At 28.2% G+C, this 16,237-nt stretch carries 23 protein-coding genes and 1 tRNA gene; 15 read left to right on the forward strand and 9 right to left on the reverse strand.

Annotation, left to right across the window (positions count from 1 at the left end):
- Nucleotides 1-32: 32 nt before the first annotated feature.
- Nucleotides 33-2,477: a phenylalanine--tRNA ligase subunit beta gene (gene pheT / locus HA152_RS04960; RefSeq protein ID WP_209134181.1), complete on the reverse strand. Its 2,445-nt coding sequence runs from the start codon at nt 2,475-2,477 to the stop codon at nt 33-35.
- A 101-nt stretch (nt 2,478-2,578) separates the two neighbouring features.
- Between pheT and rpmG the strand changes: the two genes are divergently transcribed.
- The 5 genes from rpmG to lptC all read left to right on the forward strand — a co-directional run bounded on the left by rpmG (nt 2,579) and on the right by lptC (nt 6,457).
- Complete coding sequence (gene rpmG, locus HA152_RS04965; protein ID WP_002805540.1) at nt 2,579-2,773, forward strand: 50S ribosomal protein L33; 195 nt, start codon at nt 2,579-2,581, stop codon at nt 2,771-2,773.
- Nucleotides 2,774-2,785: 12 nt separating this feature from the next.
- Nucleotides 2,786-3,007 (forward strand): 30S ribosomal protein S18, encoded by a 222-nt coding sequence (rpsR, locus tag HA152_RS04970; protein ID WP_002806014.1) that lies wholly within the window; start codon nt 2,786-2,788, stop codon nt 3,005-3,007.
- 45 nt (nt 3,008-3,052) lie between these two features.
- A complete protein-coding gene (locus tag HA152_RS04975; RefSeq protein ID WP_209134183.1) occupies nt 3,053-4,237 on the forward strand; it encodes a ribonuclease catalytic domain-containing protein in 1,185 nt (394 codons plus the stop codon).
- A 68-nt stretch (nt 4,238-4,305) separates the two neighbouring features.
- Complete coding sequence (gene metG / locus HA152_RS04980; protein ID WP_209134186.1) at nt 4,306-5,850, forward strand: methionine--tRNA ligase; 1,545 nt, start codon at nt 4,306-4,308, stop codon at nt 5,848-5,850.
- On the forward strand, nt 5,834-6,457 hold the full coding sequence (lptC, locus tag HA152_RS04985) for an LPS export ABC transporter periplasmic protein LptC (RefSeq protein ID WP_245211206.1): 624 nt from the start codon (nt 5,834-5,836) through the stop codon (nt 6,455-6,457). The genes metG and lptC overlap by 17 nt, the downstream gene beginning before the upstream one ends.
- Here the strand turns inward: lptC and HA152_RS04990 are convergent.
- Nucleotides 6,454-7,080, reverse strand: coding sequence for a cofactor assembly of complex C subunit B (locus HA152_RS04990; RefSeq protein ID WP_209134188.1), 627 nt, complete (start codon nt 7,078-7,080; stop codon nt 6,454-6,456). The genes lptC and HA152_RS04990 overlap by 4 nt on opposite strands.
- A 111-nt stretch (nt 7,081-7,191) precedes the next feature.
- On the opposite strand from HA152_RS04990, the gene HA152_RS04995 reads away from it, so the two are divergent.
- The 6 genes from HA152_RS04995 to HA152_RS05020 all read left to right on the forward strand — a co-directional run bounded on the left by HA152_RS04995 (nt 7,192) and on the right by HA152_RS05020 (nt 9,275).
- Nucleotides 7,192-7,503 carry a fusion glycoprotein F0 gene (locus HA152_RS04995; protein WP_209134190.1) on the forward strand — a complete coding sequence of 104 codons (312 nt, stop codon included), beginning with the start codon at nt 7,192-7,194 and terminating at the stop codon, nt 7,501-7,503.
- Nucleotides 7,504-7,513: 10 nt separating this feature from the next.
- Nucleotides 7,514-8,074 carry a bifunctional adenosylcobinamide kinase/adenosylcobinamide-phosphate guanylyltransferase gene (locus HA152_RS05000; RefSeq protein ID WP_209134192.1) on the forward strand — a complete coding sequence of 187 codons (561 nt, stop codon included), beginning with the start codon at nt 7,514-7,516 and terminating at the stop codon, nt 8,072-8,074.
- Between the two features lie 2 nt (nt 8,075-8,076).
- Nucleotides 8,077-8,559: a tRNA (cytidine(34)-2'-O)-methyltransferase gene (locus HA152_RS05005; protein WP_209134194.1), complete on the forward strand. Its 483-nt coding sequence runs from the start codon at nt 8,077-8,079 to the stop codon at nt 8,557-8,559.
- A 29-nt stretch (nt 8,560-8,588) separates the two neighbouring features.
- Nucleotides 8,589-8,662 (forward strand) — tRNA-Met (locus HA152_RS05010).
- A 62-nt stretch (nt 8,663-8,724) separates the two neighbouring features.
- A complete protein-coding gene (gene clpS / locus HA152_RS05015; RefSeq protein WP_209134196.1) occupies nt 8,725-9,012 on the forward strand; it encodes an ATP-dependent Clp protease adapter ClpS in 288 nt (95 codons plus the stop codon).
- Between the two features lie 11 nt (nt 9,013-9,023).
- Complete coding sequence (locus tag HA152_RS05020; protein ID WP_209134198.1) at nt 9,024-9,275, forward strand: DUF1651 domain-containing protein; 252 nt, start codon at nt 9,024-9,026, stop codon at nt 9,273-9,275.
- Between the two features lie 527 nt (nt 9,276-9,802).
- Here the strand turns inward: HA152_RS05020 and HA152_RS05025 are convergent.
- From HA152_RS05025 to HA152_RS05035, 3 genes are all read right to left on the reverse strand, one after another.
- Nucleotides 9,803-10,192 (reverse strand): hypothetical protein, encoded by a 390-nt coding sequence (locus HA152_RS05025; protein WP_209134200.1) that lies wholly within the window; start codon nt 10,190-10,192, stop codon nt 9,803-9,805.
- Nucleotides 10,189-10,341: a hypothetical protein gene (locus tag HA152_RS05030; protein ID WP_179850853.1), complete on the reverse strand. Its 153-nt coding sequence runs from the start codon at nt 10,339-10,341 to the stop codon at nt 10,189-10,191. The genes HA152_RS05025 and HA152_RS05030 overlap by 4 nt, the downstream gene beginning before the upstream one ends.
- 268 nt (nt 10,342-10,609) lie before the next feature.
- Nucleotides 10,610-10,975, reverse strand: coding sequence for a hypothetical protein (locus HA152_RS05035; RefSeq protein ID WP_209134202.1), 366 nt, complete (start codon nt 10,973-10,975; stop codon nt 10,610-10,612).
- Between the two features lie 77 nt (nt 10,976-11,052).
- Here HA152_RS05035 and HA152_RS05040 point away from each other — a divergent pair, with 77 nt between their 5' ends.
- A complete protein-coding gene (locus tag HA152_RS05040; protein ID WP_209134204.1) occupies nt 11,053-11,205 on the forward strand; it encodes a hypothetical protein in 153 nt (50 codons plus the stop codon).
- On the opposite strand, the gene HA152_RS05045 is transcribed toward HA152_RS05040, so the two are convergent.
- A complete protein-coding gene (locus HA152_RS05045; RefSeq protein WP_209134206.1) occupies nt 11,202-11,381 on the reverse strand; it encodes a hypothetical protein in 180 nt (59 codons plus the stop codon). The two genes, HA152_RS05040 and HA152_RS05045, sit on opposite strands and share 4 nt — an antisense overlap.
- A gap of 446 nt (nt 11,382-11,827) precedes the next feature.
- Nucleotides 11,828-12,004: a hypothetical protein gene (locus HA152_RS05050; protein ID WP_209134208.1), complete on the reverse strand. Its 177-nt coding sequence runs from the start codon at nt 12,002-12,004 to the stop codon at nt 11,828-11,830.
- Nucleotides 12,005-12,136: 132 nt separating this feature from the next.
- Between HA152_RS05050 and HA152_RS05055 the strand changes: the two genes are divergently transcribed.
- Nucleotides 12,137-12,307 carry a hypothetical protein gene (locus HA152_RS05055; RefSeq protein ID WP_209134210.1) on the forward strand — a complete coding sequence of 57 codons (171 nt, stop codon included), beginning with the start codon at nt 12,137-12,139 and terminating at the stop codon, nt 12,305-12,307.
- 63 nt (nt 12,308-12,370) lie between these two features.
- A complete protein-coding gene (locus tag HA152_RS05060; protein WP_209134212.1) occupies nt 12,371-12,592 on the forward strand; it encodes a hypothetical protein in 222 nt (73 codons plus the stop codon).
- A 4-nt stretch (nt 12,593-12,596) separates the two neighbouring features.
- Here HA152_RS05060 and HA152_RS05065 read toward each other — a convergent pair whose 3' ends face one another.
- On the reverse strand, nt 12,597-12,755 hold the full coding sequence (locus HA152_RS05065; RefSeq protein WP_209134214.1) for a hypothetical protein: 159 nt from the start codon (nt 12,753-12,755) through the stop codon (nt 12,597-12,599).
- A gap of 303 nt (nt 12,756-13,058) precedes the next feature.
- Here HA152_RS05065 and HA152_RS05070 point away from each other — a divergent pair, with 303 nt between their 5' ends.
- Nucleotides 13,059-13,643 carry a peroxiredoxin gene (locus HA152_RS05070; protein WP_025881525.1) on the forward strand — a complete coding sequence of 195 codons (585 nt, stop codon included), beginning with the start codon at nt 13,059-13,061 and terminating at the stop codon, nt 13,641-13,643.
- 800 nt (nt 13,644-14,443) lie between these two features.
- Here the strand turns inward: HA152_RS05070 and ftsH are convergent.
- Complete coding sequence (gene ftsH, locus HA152_RS05075) at nt 14,444-16,198, reverse strand: ATP-dependent zinc metalloprotease FtsH (protein ID WP_209134216.1); 1,755 nt, start codon at nt 16,196-16,198, stop codon at nt 14,444-14,446.
- Nucleotides 16,199-16,237 lie beyond the last annotated feature (39 nt).

The following is a 16,237-nucleotide window of genomic DNA, read 5'->3' on the forward strand; positions in this document are numbered from 1 at the left end:
GTTTATGGTCTCATATGAGAATAATAATACGATTAATTTCTCAGTTTTGTGTTAAAGCATTTTTCAACATTAGAAATGATATTTGAATGTATTGATGTAATGTCTGAATCAAGTAATGTTTTATCTTTATCTCTATAAGATAATCTAAATGTATAACTTATATGATCATCTCCAAATTTAGAATCTTCAAAAACATCCAGTAAATTTACATCCTCTAAGAGATTTTTTCCTGTTTTTCTTATTTGTGATGTTATTTCGCTAATTAAAAATTTCTTACTGAAAACAAAATTAATATCCCTTTCCATTTTCGGAACAGTTGCGTATTGCTTATATATTGGAATCCATTTATTTTTTCTTGTACTAGCTCCTAAGAGGTTAGAAACATTTATATTAAATAAATAAACTTTTTTTAATGACTTCTTTTCTAATATTAGTTTGGGATGTATTTCACCAAAATAACCTGCATCTTTCCCTTCAATAACTAATTTCGCTGTTCTTCCTGGATGAAGAAAATCAATTGAATCAGTAGGTTTATCATCAATCTTTATGTTCAAGCAAGATAAAGCCTCTTTTAACTTTCCTCTGGCCTGGAAATAATTAAGATCGTTATCCTTACCCGAATTTACCCATTTCCCAAATTTTTTATTTCCATAAATCGCACCATTCAAAACTTCTTCTTGAATGAACTCAGTTTTATTTTGAAAAACATTTCCAATTTCAAATATATAACAACTTGATTGTCCAGCTTTTATATTACGGTTCACTATCTCCAAATGTTCTTTCCAGATATTATCTCTAAGACAGCTTGTTTCTAATAACAAAGGATTAGAAATCTTTATAAGTTTTTCATCATCTTCAGGAACAAGAGAGTAGCTTAGTACCTCGTTAAAACCATTTTCTATAAAACCATTTTTTACTTTTCTCAATGCCAACTGTTCTGATGACAATTTTCCAGGTTTAATTGGATTAGGAAGTTTTAAGTCGAATCTGTCATACCCTATTAATCTAGCTATTTCTTCAATTAAATCTATTTCTCTTATTAAATCATGTGATCTATTAGGAATTACTGCTACATCCCAGCCATATTCTTTATTCTTTAAAGTACAACCTATGAGTGTTAATTTATCAACTATTTCATTATCAGATAAATTTCTTTTTTCATATTGATCGTTAATTACTAATGGACCAAGAATTTTATGTATTCGATTTCTCCGTAGTTTAATAAATATATCCTCATTACTTATTAAATTTGAAGTATTGATGATTGGTGAATTAATAGAAAAATATTTTTCTAAAAGATTAATTGCCCTTGTTACTGCAATTATTGTATTTTTTGATGAAATCCCTTTTTCATACCTGCTGCTAGATTCTGTTCTTATGCCAACCGCCTTGGAAGATTTTCTTATAGAAACTGGATTAAAAACAGCGCCTTCAAGGTAAATAGATGAGGTAGTATTACCTACAGAAGTCTCTAAACCGCCAATAACCCCTGCAATAGCTACCGGTTTATCGCAACAAGTAATAACTGTGATATGGTCATTTAAGTCATATTCTTTACCATCTAAGCAAATAAGGCTTTCATTATTCTTGCCTTTTCTTACAGAGAAATCTTCTGGACAAACTTCCTTACCAATTAAGTTTGACAGTTTATCTTTATCAAACGCATGCAAAGGTTGACCTTGTTCTAAAAGAATATAATTTGTCAAATCAACTAGAAGATTAATAGATTTTATACCTGATTTTTCTATACGGTCTTTAAGCCAATTTGGCGATAATTTCTCTCCATTTACTCCATCAATGCAGCTTATTGTATAAATGCAATTAGATTCTATAGCCTGTGGACAAAGTTTAATTCCCTTAAGTAAATCAATGCTGTATTTATGGTTTAATTCTGGAAAATTTAAGGTGGATTCTAAAAGGGCAGAAATTTCACGGGCTATACCAATAACAGACATTCCATCAGGTCTATTAGCTGTAATAGCTAAATCATATATAAAATCATTTAATTGAAGCAAGTCAGACGCTGGAGTACCCAATTCATGATTTAGAGCCAAATCATCATCAATTATCTCTATCCCTTCGCTAGAGTCTTCTAAACCCAGTTCCTGCAGTGAACATATCATTCCTTCACTAATTACACCTCTAATTTCACTTCTTTTAATAGTTAAATCAACTGCATTTAATTTCGCGCCAACAGTAGCAACATAAACATAAATATTTGGTTTAATATTGCGCGCACCACAGATAATTTGTAAATTCTTTGAATTACCAATATCGACTTGGCAAATTGAAAGTTTGTCAGATCCTTCGTGTTTTAAAACAGATAATACCTTACCTAAAACAACACCATTTACATTTTTTGAACAATCTTCTAATGATTCAACCTCAAATCCACCAATAGATAATTTCTCAGAGAGATCTTCAGGAGTAGAAGTAATTTCTACTAAATTTTTCAACCAATTTTGAGAAACTTTCATATATATTTTTTAATCAATGATGATAAAAGAAATAAGTATATCTTCAAAAAAGTTTGTTGAAGATGTACAATAGAAAATTATACAATAAAGTATTAATTAAAATGGCCAAAAAAGGGACAAGAGTTGTAGTGACCCTGGAATGTACTGAAGCTAGAACAAGCACAGATCCTAAGAGATCAAATGGTGTCTCAAGATATACTACTGAAAAAAATCGTAGAAATACAACCGAAAGATTAGAACTAAAAAAGTTTAATCCTCATTTAAACAGAATGACAATTCACAAAGAAATTAAGTAATCAAATCAAATCATGCCTAATTCAATTTTTAAAAAACAATTATCACCTATCAAACCAGGGGATCCTATTGACTATAAGGATGTAGAGCTACTAAAAAAATTCATAACTGAGAGGGGAAAAATCCTACCAAGAAGAATGACAGGTTTAACCTCTAAGCAACAAAGAGATCTCACATTAGCTGTTAAGAGAGCCAGAATTGTAGCTCTTTTACCCTTCGTAAATCCTGAAGGATAATTTCATATTGAATATAGTTGGCACTATAATTAATATTTCAAATATTTGAAAGATTTAACAAATTTAAAAACATATATTATTGACTCTGATGATCCACATGAGGTTGATGACGCTATTTCATTAGAAATAAAAGAAGGAAATAAAAAAAATTTATGGATACATATTAGTAATCCATGCAAACTCTTTTTGCATGATTCTAATGTTGATTTAAATGCAAGAAAGAGAAATAGCAGTTTATATTTAATTGATCAATATGTCCCAATGCTTCCTAAAGATATTCTTGAGAAGGCAAATCTAGCTCAAAATAAAGTTTCAGAAACTATTAGTGCAGCAATAGAATTCAATGACGATGGATCAATAAATAAATATGAAATAACTGAAGCAATAATAAAACCAAAATATCAATTAACATATGAAGATGCAAATGAAATATTAGAAATAGAACCCAAAGAAGAAATAGAATTAATTGAGATTAAAAAATTATTAGAAAAAAGTATTACATATAGAAAGAAACAAGGAGCAATTATTTTTGAAAGTCCTAATAATAAAATTAAATTATATGAGGATAAGATTATACTAACTAAATTAGAGAAAACAATATCGCAGATTATAGTTGCAGAATCAATGATACTAATGGGTTATGTAACAAGTTTATTTATGGATAAATATGATTTAGCGGCTGCATTTAGGATTCAAAAAATAAACTGCGATCCATCTGAAATACTTAATAAATATAATGATAGTGATATTAAATATATAATACTAAAACAATATATGGGAAGAAGTTACATCACTACTAAGCCAGGAATCCATGAATCATTAGGCCTTAAAATGTATGTACAATGTACATCACCATTAAGAAGATATCTTGATTTGATTATACAAAGGCAAGTCTATAACAAAATTAATAATTACGAAGTTCTAAGTAAAGATTCAGTCTCTAAAATTCTTGATTATTCAAAAAATAGACAATTAGAGAATAATAATATATTTAAAAATGATAGATTTAAGTATTTAAAATTATTTTTTAAGAATGAAAAAAAACCTTTTTATAAAATAATATTTGTTAAGTGGATTAATCATAAAAAAAATATTGCTTTGGTTTATTTTCCAGATTATTCACTAGAAATACTTATTACTCTTTTTGTATCAATAGAAATATATAGTAATAAAATATATAAAGTTAAATATATTATAAATGATAATAATCTTTTAGAATTTATTTATTAGTAAGATAATAAACATAATGAGTTGTTATTAGTTTAAAAAATATCTGTTAGTATAAATAAAAAAACCTTATGACTTTTGTCATTACTACACCTTTATACTATGTTAATGATAAACCTCATTTAGGAAGTGTATATACAACAATAATTTGTGACTCAATAGCTAGGTATAAAAGGCTTTCAGGTGAAGATGTTATGTTTATCACGGGTGTTGATGAACATGGTTTGAAAATACAAAGAACAGCTCTTGAAAAGGGAATTGAACCAAAATCACATTGTGATGAAATCTCAGAAGTCTTTAATAATAATTGGAATGATTGGAATATATCGTTTGACAAATTTATAAGAACAAGCTCAAAAAATCATGAATTTGTTGTTAATGAATTTTATGAAAGAGTAAAAGCATCAGATGATATCTATATGGGAGTTCAAAAAGGTTGGTATTGTGTCGGTTGTGAAGAATTTAAAGATAATCCAGAAAACTCATCAACATACAAATGTCCAATACATCAAAAAAATCTAGAATGGAAAAATGAAGAGAATCTCTTTTTTAGGCTTTCAAAATATCAAAAAGAAATCGAGAAAATAATCAACGAACCTTCTTTTATAGAGCCAATAGAAAGAAAGAATGAAATTATAAATTTTGTTTCTAGAGGTTTAAAGGATTTTTCAATTTCAAGAACAAATGTTACATGGGGAATTCCAGTCCCTGGTTACGATAACCATACCTTTTATGTGTGGTTTGATGCTTTACTTGGATATGTAAGTGCCATTAGTTCTGATGAGACAGAACATTCATTGGAAAAATCAATTAATAGAGGATGGCCAGCTGATGTTCATTTAATTGGTAAGGATATTCTGAGATTCCATGCTGTATATTGGCCTGCAATGCTCATTTCTGCCAAAATGAAAGTTCCAAAAAAAGTTTTTGGCCACGGATTTCTTACAAGAGAGGGACAAAAAATGGGTAAAAGCTTAGGAAATGTACTCGACCCTGATTTATTGCTTACAAAATATGGAAATGATCCTGTAAGGTGGTACCTCATTAAAGACATATCACTAGGAAATGATGGAGATTTTCAAGATAAAAGATTTGTTGACATCATCAATAATGACTTAGCTAATACAATTGGTAATTTATTAAATAGAACATCATCTATGTCTAGAAAATGGTTTGATAATAAAGTGCCAAATAATGAAAAAATTTTAAGTGAAAATAAATTAGAGAATTTTGCCAAAATTGCAGTTGAGAACTATATTTATAACTTTGATAACTACAAATTAGATTTAGCAGCTAATGAAATACTTAGCCTAGCAATTAATACAAATTTGTATTTGAATGATAATCAGCCATGGCTGCTAATAAAAGAGAAAGATAATCTACCTCTAGTTAAAGAAATTATTTATAACGTTTTAGAAAGTACACGAATAATAGGATTATTATTACTACCTTTATTGCCCGATTTATCTATAAAAATTAATGAACAACTTGGTTCTATATACACGGAGGAGACTCCTTGGAAAAAACAATTAATTTGGGGATTATTAGTTAACAACTCAAGTCTTCCTAAACCCAATCCAATTATAAATAAACTTGAGTATGAGCAAAAATTATAGATTAATAATTTTCCTTCCATTATTTATGCTTGGTTGCACCCCAAATGTAATTGATGAAAATAAAGTTATACAAAAAATAGACAGTTTAGATATGACTATTTTCTCTAAAAGTGGAGATAAAATATATTCTATTACCAGTCCAAATTCAAGTTATGACAATATTGAATTAAAATTCGAATTAAAAAAACCTATTATTAACATTCTTAATGGGAAAGAAACTAAATATATTATTAGTTCAGAAGAATCTACATTATCAGACAACAATAAACTCTTGAAAATGAAAGGGAATGTTAAATTAAAAACTTTAAAAAAGAATGAGGATATTTTAAATGCTGATAATTTTATTTGGAATATAGAAAATACTAACTATCTACTAGAGGGTAATATAAGATTTGAAAATCAAAATATCATCTTAAATTCAGGAAAAGCCATATTGGGTTCAGATAACATAATTGAATTTTTCAATCCAGTAAAATATATAATTAAAGATGAAAATAACGAGAATACATATGAAATAAACTCAGAAAATGCTTTCTATAATTTAAATAATGAATCAGTAAGCTTTAAAGCAAAAGATAAAAGAGTTAAATCAATAATATATTTTTAAATTTTATTTTTTGAGAAAATATTATTAATTTTTTTGGACCAGTTATTAATCCATTTTTCATCAGACTTGGTAAAACACTTAGCACTCCAGCCTCCAATCAATATGAAAGCCTTATTATTTATAGGTACAACTAAAATAGATGGAATTTCAGCACAAAAATTATAAAATTCATCTCTTCCAGGATAAAATTTAGTGTTTGCCAATGATATTAATTTCATATCTTTAATAGATCTCAGACAAGTTTCCCCAGGTTTAAAATTATTACTTGAAGTGATACCCCTCCTTAATATATTGACGCCATCATTGTGGATTAATATTGCTGCTGCTGCTGTAGAAGTTAATATTGCTTCAGAACCCCATGCAAGTTCATCAATAACTTCATCCGGCATGTTTCTATCGAAGAGAAACTTATTTTCTCCTTTTAAAACAGCTTTCTCACCAGCTATGGGTTGGAATTGTTTAAATAAAAAACCTATCAAAATAATAAATAACGAAGCTATTGCAGCTAACACTTGTGCTCTTTCAAGCTCAGGAGTGATTGTTTCTATTGAAATGAAATTTGCTATCTGAAAAATAAAAAGTATTACACCGACTGATATTAATGATTTCCCATTGAATCCCATATTTTAAATATGTTATTTCTAATTAAATTATGCAAATATTATATTGTTTAGTACATTTAAAATTACTCAAACATATGGTTTTTAATATATAATTAACCAAAACCTCTCAAAATGAACCTAAACATCAATAAATATATACTTTCTCTTATCTTTACTGGCTTTATTTTTATTCTTGTCCCTTCGGCTACCTACGCAAATGAAATTAATAGTTTAAATAAATATTTTGGTATTACTCAACAGAAGACTGTTATAAATTACGAAAAAAGTCAGCCCTCATCTATTGACAACCCTGTAGTGGATCCAAATTTTAACACTATGAGATCAAAAGATACTGAGAGTTCGACTGCTACTTATATAGTTATAGGTTTGTTAATTGCTGCCACAATTATTCCTTTAGCAACATGGTGGTATTTCTCTAAATAATAGAGAATTTATGAATGCTAAGGATTTAAGTATTAGTGAATATTCATCTTATATAGTTTTTATTACAGGGGGGACAAAGAGTGGCAAAAGTGAATTCGCGGAGCATCTTGCTAAGGATGTAAATAAATTATCATATGTCGCCTTATCTGAAAACAATTTGGATGATAAAGAATGGCAATATAAAATTAATTCACATCGAAAAAGAAGGCCAAAAGATTGGAAATTAATAGAAACGACAGATCTATTAAATACATTAAGGAAAGAAGAAGGTCCATTATTAATAGATTCTATTGGCGGATTCGTTATGAAAAATATAGGCAAGGAACAAAATGAATGGTCAACAAAAATGAATTCACTTATAAGTCTCTTAACTATAAGAAAAAGCATAACAATTATTGTTGGAGAACAAGTAGGTTGGAGTTTGGTCTCTGAATATAAAATTGGTAATACATATATTGAAAGAATTGGCGAACTTCAAAAGAGAATAACCAAAATATCAAAAGATAATTGGCTGGCTATAAACGGCAGAGCAATCAAAATAGATGAAATAAGTATTGAAATACCTACTTAAAATTGGAAGTCGCTCTTTTTGAACCTAGAATCCCACAAAATACTGGTAATATAGCCAGATCATGTGCTGCATTTAATATACCTTTAAATCTTATTGAGCCCTTGGGTTTTAAAATAGAAGACAAATATTTAAAAAGAGCAGGATTAGACTATTGGCCTCTAGTTACTGTTAATCAGTATGAGAATTTTGAAAAATTTTTAGCGTCAAAATCAACAAAAAGAATAATTTCTTTTAGTAAAAAGAATGGATTATATTTGAAGGATTTTAAATTTAAGCAAGATGATATTTTGCTATTTGGTAGAGAAGATTCAGGATTACCCGATTCCATAATTGATAAAAGCGACTTTTTAATATCAATATTTATGCCGAATATACAGACTAGTAACAATGATCAAAAAGGCGTTAGAAGTCTAAACCTTTCTGTAGCATGCGGAATTGCTATATATGAGGCGCACAAACAAATAAATTTTAAAAATGGTAATTAAGTACAACCAATGTCTTACAATATTCCCATGTCTCGGTAGCTCAGCTGGTTAGAGCGGCGGATTCATAGCCCGCAGGTCGCGTGTTCAAGTCACGCTCGAGACATTTTCAATACTTTTCAATTGAAGAACATAGGTGAAGTTTTAATTTAACTATTGAAAACAATAATGTTTAATTCACTCGGCACAGTCTTAGATCCAAAAAAATCTAAAGCAAAATATCCAGTAGCAAGAGTTATAGTTCTTGATGACAATTTTAATACTTTTCAGCATGTCGCAAATTGTCTTCTAACAATAATCCCAAGCATGAGTGAACAAAGGGCATGGGATCTAACCATCAAAGTTGACAAGACAGGATCTGCAGAGGTGTGGAGAGGTGATCTTGAACAGGCAGAGCTATATCATGAGCAACTATTAAGCAAAGGATTAACAATGGCTCCAATTGAGAAAACATAAAATAAGTAAGATTGACAGAAATTTTTTGGCTTATAAATTCAAATCGTTCAAGGGTTAAAAGATTTTCAAAGAATAATCAAAATAAAGATAAATTTTTTGAATATATGTTTATTGACTCTGGAAGAATTCTTGGTGTTTTAGGAAAAGAACCCCCTCTTATGACAACCAGAGAGGAACTTAAAGTTGATAAAGCTAGAGATGAATGGAGAAAGTTAATCGCTCAAGGTTGGAGGAGAACCAAACCAGTTTGGGAAGACTATTAGTATCCAATATTGTTACTAGGATTAGTTATATAAATTATGAGATTTAGGACATAGTTAGCGGGTAAATTTAATGGTTTCAAAAGTAACAAAGCCATTCCTTGAGTCACATTAAAATTTTTATTTTTCATAAAAATATAAAAGTCTCATTTTAATTATAAAAAGACTGTCAAATACAAACTAAAAATAGTGAAAAAAAAGTTATATATGCATTTATTGATTAAGGATTTTTCAAGATATCTAATATCTAAAACTTATTTTAAAAAATTATAGATTTAGGATTACTTGTTAATTCTTTAAAAAAAAATCAACTTTATAATTTAATAATCCCTACTGTTTAGTACTTATAATTACACAAATAAGTATCTCATCTAAAGCAAAAGATCAAGAGCTTTATTTGGTATTGGAATAGTTGCATTAAGTATTGGATTAATATCAAAAAAAGTAATTAACTATCCAGCTGGAGGATTTATGAAAGGTACACAATAAATAACCTTTAATATCTAACCATTAATCATCTTACATTTTCCTTAATTCTTAAATCCAGTCAACTTTGATAATTCTTTTAGTGAAAGTACACCTAAAATTAGTTTTCCATTTATTTCCCATGTGGGAAACCCTTTAATTTTTTTATCAATGCATAATTGAGTTTGACTGTTTATGCCATCTCTTGCACATTCAACTACATTAAGTTCTCTATAAGCTTGCTTACCAAATAATTCACTTTGATTAAGGCAATTAGGACACCAATATGCTGAATATTTAACTACACCATTATCTTTAAGGTATTTTGCCAACTCGATTGATTCCCTAGTGCTTTCTGAGGTAACTATAAGTTCTCTCTGATTATCTAAGTGGGAGCTATTTAAAACACTTGGTAAAGGAAGCAAAACTAATAGTGAGATTAATAGGCGTTTCATTTATTTACTACTTTTCCTCCATATTTTCTGACTATCTTATCAAGCAAAATTCGTATATCTTTATTTTTAAGTTTCTCTATTTGCTGAAGATTTTCAAGAAGATCACATATTTGATCCTGGGTATCTTCATTTAATTCACTTACTGCCATTTATATTTAGAGTTTTTATATTCCAATTTTAAATCAAAAGTAAATTTACAAACTTATTGTATTTATATTTTTTTATTGCTATTTTTTTAAAGCGGACTAAGGTTCATATCTCCACGAGGATTTAGTCCGCTGAATTTTTAAAGATTAAATTTATTTTAGATCCCTCTTTAAGAAGTTGATTAGAAATATTCAAAAATATTTATCTTTGCTTAATTCCTAAATTCCATTGAAAAGCATTCTCATATAAACATTAATAGTGTGACACTATTTATTCAATAATGTTATTATTTCGCATCATAACTTTCTTAAAAAACTTAAACTCAATAAATTCATGCATCATTTTAATATCATCAGATAAAACTTTTTTATTAACTGCATATTCGTCCACATTAAGTGGAGATTTATTATTTTCAGAAAATGTTTCGTGACCAAAAGAAAAGTTTATAAAATCACTTTTATCATTATGATTTTGACCATAAGATTCTTTTAAGACACCACGAGACCTCAACGCTTCTTCAACCAATAAACCTGTGACTTTTGACTGACTATACTCATTATCATTGCACAATTTTTCAATAATTTTATGCACTTCTTCACTTGGTAAAAAACCAATTCTTTTCCTCGGAGAGGGCATAATTAAAAAAAAATTAGTGTCACACTTGCATATTATAAGTGTTGCACTATATTTGATTTAAGTCAACTAATTTTGCTATGCATATTTTATTATTTCCTGTAGGATTTATTCTTTGGTATCTAGCTTATGAAGCAAAACCTATCATTAATGATGAAGTAACACTTAATTGGGAAGAAAAAAATACACTTAAAAGAAATAAACTTTTAAATATAATTAACGAAAGCTTTTAAAATTTACTTTTTATCGATTTTGACCATTCCTTATGCTTATCATCTAGATCTGAGATTAACTGTTTTTGATATGTAAATTTGAGTTGATTTTCGTTAAGTGATTTTTTTGTGATAATCATCTCTTTAGAGAAAAAATAAGGAGTGTTAGAGCTACTAATTTTTTTTTGGACTTCCATATAATGAATTCATCTATTTTTTTTATATGACTTAAAAGGTTATAGTCTCAATATTTTTATATTCTTTTTATATTTCCTTCATATGTATTTTTAGCACGTTTGTAAAAAATATTAGTTTATTAAATAATAAAGGCTATATTTAGACAAAATATATGTTTTATCATGAATCTAAAGGAGAGAGGGATTACTGTTGGAGATTTACTAATAATACTAATAATAATAATCACTTCTACAATATTAATTAAATCATTTAGCAAGGATAAGAAAACAACACTTAATTATAGTAATCAAGAGCAAGTTTCTTATAATAAAAATTACTATCAAAAATTCATTTGAATAGCTTATATAAATTATTTATAAAACTCTTAATTAATTCAATTGACTATTAAGTATCTCTTATGTAAATTTCAAGAATTAATAATTATCAAACAATAAGTTTATGTACTTCAAATATTTTGATGAAATGGTTTAGAACTTTCCCATTTCAAGTTATCCTTTAAATCATTGATATCATTTGATATTGAAACTAAATTCACCATTTGAAGAATTTGACTTTTATTTAGCCTATTAATAATAATAAGTTTATTAAGCATTTCTAAAACAGATTTATCATTAATATTCATTGTTTGTATAAGAAAAAGATGATCCTTCAATTCGTATACCTTATCTTATAATTTAAAATTTTACTTTTAATGATAAGTAAAAATCTTTAGCTCACTTTTTTATAAATTCGTTTATTGTAAAAAGAAAAAAAAATGCAAAAAAACTCCAAGAAAGAATACCTTAATAGAGATGAAGTTAATGAAATGATTGAATCCGCTTTAAGGAGACATAATAGAAGATCTACAATAATATCAAGTGTACTTGGCTGGATCCTAATAGGAGGTTATTCGTTTGGACTTTTTCAAGCAGTTCAAAATGTCTAGTTAATCTTTTCTTTAAAGTAGAACTTGCTAGATGATAAATTAATATAAGACTAAGTATTTATTATGAGGGAATATATTGAGGCAAATCTTACAGTAATAAGAAAATATTTAAATAAACGAAAAAAGTATACATCAAAACTAAATAATGCTTCGATAATGGAAGAATTCAAAGAATGGAGCAAAGATCCATTACCAAAGACAGAATCAATTTGGACTTTACCAGACTTAACAAGCAATGAAAGATTAAAAAATTTTTGTCGCTCAATTAAAAAGGAAATAAGGTAAGTTTTTAACTGCCTAGTTGAATATGATTTACCTTTAAGTAAAAATAACCCGCAAATCCAACTATATTCAAAATTACAACGAAAACCCAAGCCCCAACTGGCTGATTAGAATCAAATTTTTTTATTTTAACTTTTTCCTTTAATCTTTCAATATATTTAGCCATAATAAAAAATATTAAAAAGAATATTTTTAATTATAGAGAGTTGAATTTAAAGGAATCTTAAATAAAATAAAATTTATTTTAATTCGAATTTTTATTGTCAAGCCTGTTAATGGGATATTTAATTAACTCCTTTTTGAGATTTTTTAAAAGTTTATTGTGATTCAAAATTGTAAATTTCCTAGTAAAGGAATAGTGCCATTTCATTGAATTAAAAAAAAACTTGCTAATTCATTATTAATAAAATTATAATACCTATTACGGTCATTCAGACCATACATAATTTAAACAAGGACAAATTTTTTCATGAGCTTAAGAGTTGGCCAAGAAGCACCAGACTTTAGTGCTACAGCAGTATATGATCAAGAGTTTAAGGAGATTACACTTTCAGGTCTAAGAGGTAAATGGGTTGTTCTATTCTTTTACCCACTAGATTTTACATTTGTATGTCCAACTGAAATCACTGCATTTAGTGATAGATACCAAGATTTCTCAGCACTTAATACGGAAATACTTGGGGTATCAGTTGATAGCAAACACTGTCATTTGGCTTGGATACAAACCCCAAGAAACGAAGGTGGTATAGGTGATATTAACTATCCCTTAGTTTCTGACTTAAAAAGAGAAATTTGCCAGGCGTACAATGTTCTAAATGATGATGGGGAGGCTGATAGAGGTTTATTTCTTATCAATCCCGAAGGAGTAGTTATGCATACGACTGTTAACAAGGCTCCTGTAGGAAGAAATGTAGATGAAACGCTAAGAATTCTTCAAGGTTATCAATACGTTGCGGCAAACCCTGATGAAGTATGTCCAGCAAACTGGACCCCCGGGGAGAAAACAATGTTAGAGGACCCCAAAGGTAGTAAGGAATATTTTTCTGCGCTATAGAAGAATTAGGAACATTTAAGTAAGTATTGAGTAGTAAATAATTATAAAAAAATAAAAAATAAATATATTCAAAAAGGGGATAAAATCCCCTTTTTGAGGTTTGGGCACGATCCAATCACTCAAATTAGTTTTATATGATAGGAAGGACCAGGTATAAAAAGAAAATTCTATGGCAACTAGGATAAAAAGATTAATTAAATTTAAGTCATTTAAGCCAAAATATCTATATATATAAAACTTATCATCTACACTAATATTATTAATTTGAAGATGCCAAATATAGAGAGAATTCAAAATAAAATTTACCAATATTATTTTTTTTAAAAGAAACCTAGATTTCTTAAAAATTAATAGGATAGAAATTAAAAATATGAAAAAACTTAACTGTGGAATATCCGGTTTTGGTACATTAATTCCTTCAAGAAATAAATTAAATATAAGATCAAAATTTATATATATATAATCAGCTATTAAGTAAGAGAGAAATATTAAATTTATTGCTACTAAGAATAATAATCTTTTTCCTTTAATTATTTTTATACTATGGATTTTATCCTTAGTAAAATTATAATATGTATAGTTTTTTATAGAATTTATATAGACCAAAGATGGACATATTGCACCGCTTAAATAGTAGAGGATTGAATAAAAGGAAATATCATTAATATTGAGTGAATACAAATTTAACCATTGTTTTTGAACAAATGGAAGAATAAGTAGAAATGAAAGTGTAACTAATAACTTAGTTGTATTGTTTTTAATTATCAAGAAAATATTTTTTTTAATTTAAAGCAATTAAATCAAACTTTCAACAATTTAGAAGTTGTTAATTTAAAAACTTTTTTATCTATAGTTTCTTGATTTAAAAGTATATCAACTAGTTTATCTAGTAAGACTCTATTTTTTTTCAATATTTTTATTGAATTATTTAAAGAAATTTTAGAAATGTTTATGATTTCGTTATCTATTTTAGAACTGGTATTTTCTGCTATGAGAGGCTTTCTTCTAAATAATCCATCTCCTAAATACATTTCATTATTATCAGAATCCATTGAAATTGGACCAATAATTGAAAATCCATATTTTGTAACCATTTCCCTTACGATATTTGTCGCATAAGCGATATCATTTATCGAACATTGTGTAATTTCACCTTCACCAAAAACTATCGTTTCTGCTGCTCTTCCAGCTAGAGCAATTTCAATTTTTGAAAATAATAATTTTTTTGAAATCAATCCACTAGAAATTACATCTTCGTCAGGGCATATTTTTGTATATCCTCCTATAGATCCAGATCTAGGTAAAATCGTAATTTTTTCAACTGATTCAATTCCATTTCTCACAGCAGATACAATTGCTCTACCTACTTCGTTATAAGCAATAATTTTTTTCATATTAGGAGAAGTTATTAATGAGCTTCTCAGGCCAATGGTAATTTTATCAAGAGCATTTTCTATATGAAGATCACTGATTAATTTAGATTCATCTCTTGCACAGTGAATAGCACTCTCGTTCATCAAGTTTGCAAGATCTGCTCCCGAAAATCCAACTGTTCTAGAAGCCCAATATCCTAAGTCAACTTCGTTTGAAAGTGGTTTGGAAAGTGAGTGAACTGAAAGAATTTTTTTTCTTCCATCTAAATCTGGAAGCATTACTTCAATTTTCCTATCAAATCTACCTGGTCTTAATAATGCTGCATCCAAGATATCTGGTCTATTTGTTGCTGCCAAAACAATAATCCCAGAATTATCAGCAAAGCCATCTAATTCAGTTAGAAGCTGATTAAGGGTTTGTTCTCTTTCATCATTTCCACCTCCGATCCCAGACCCTCTTTGCCTACCAATGGAATCAATTTCATCGATGAAAATTATACAAGGAGATTTTTCCTTAGCTTTAGAGAACAGATCACGAACTCTGCTTGCTCCAACACCAACAAAAAGTTCTACAAACTCTGATGCAGATATTGAGAGAAAAGGCACTCCTGATTCACCAGCAATTGCTTTAGCTAATAATGTTTTACCTGTTCCAGGCGGGCCTATTAGAAGAACTCCCTTAGGAACTTTTGCTCCAAGATTTTCAAATTTCTTTGGTTCTTTCAAAAATGTTATTACTTCTTTTAATTCCTCAGCGGCTTCAGGGACGCCAGCTACATCATCGAATCTGGTATCTACATCATCAATAGTTACAAATTTAGCTTGATTTTTGGTAAAACCAAAAGCTCTTGAAGCCAATTTTGATGTACTCCTCAAGATTAAGACTATAGCTAATATGAAAATCAGGAAAAGACTTATTGAAGCAAATGAATTAGCAGCTGAGGCTTCTTTTCTACTATTGTTAATAGTTAGATCTACCTTATTTTCAGTTGCCTTTTCAAGGATTAATTGATCGTTGTAAAGGATAGGTATTTTAAATTTATCGCCATTTTTATACAGAACATCAATTTCTCTCTGCCTTGGATAGAAAAATATTGATTCTATTTTCCCTGTCTCTATATCTTCTAGAAGATCCGAATAACTTGATTTAGAATCTGAATATGAGAATTTTGATCTAAACACTAATCTTTATAAGTTATTAATAAAGCATATATGCTTATT

This window comes from Prochlorococcus marinus XMU1412, assembly GCF_017696315.1.
Taxonomy (GTDB): domain Bacteria; phylum Cyanobacteriota; class Cyanobacteriia; order PCC-6307; family Cyanobiaceae; genus Prochlorococcus_A; species Prochlorococcus_A marinus_AF.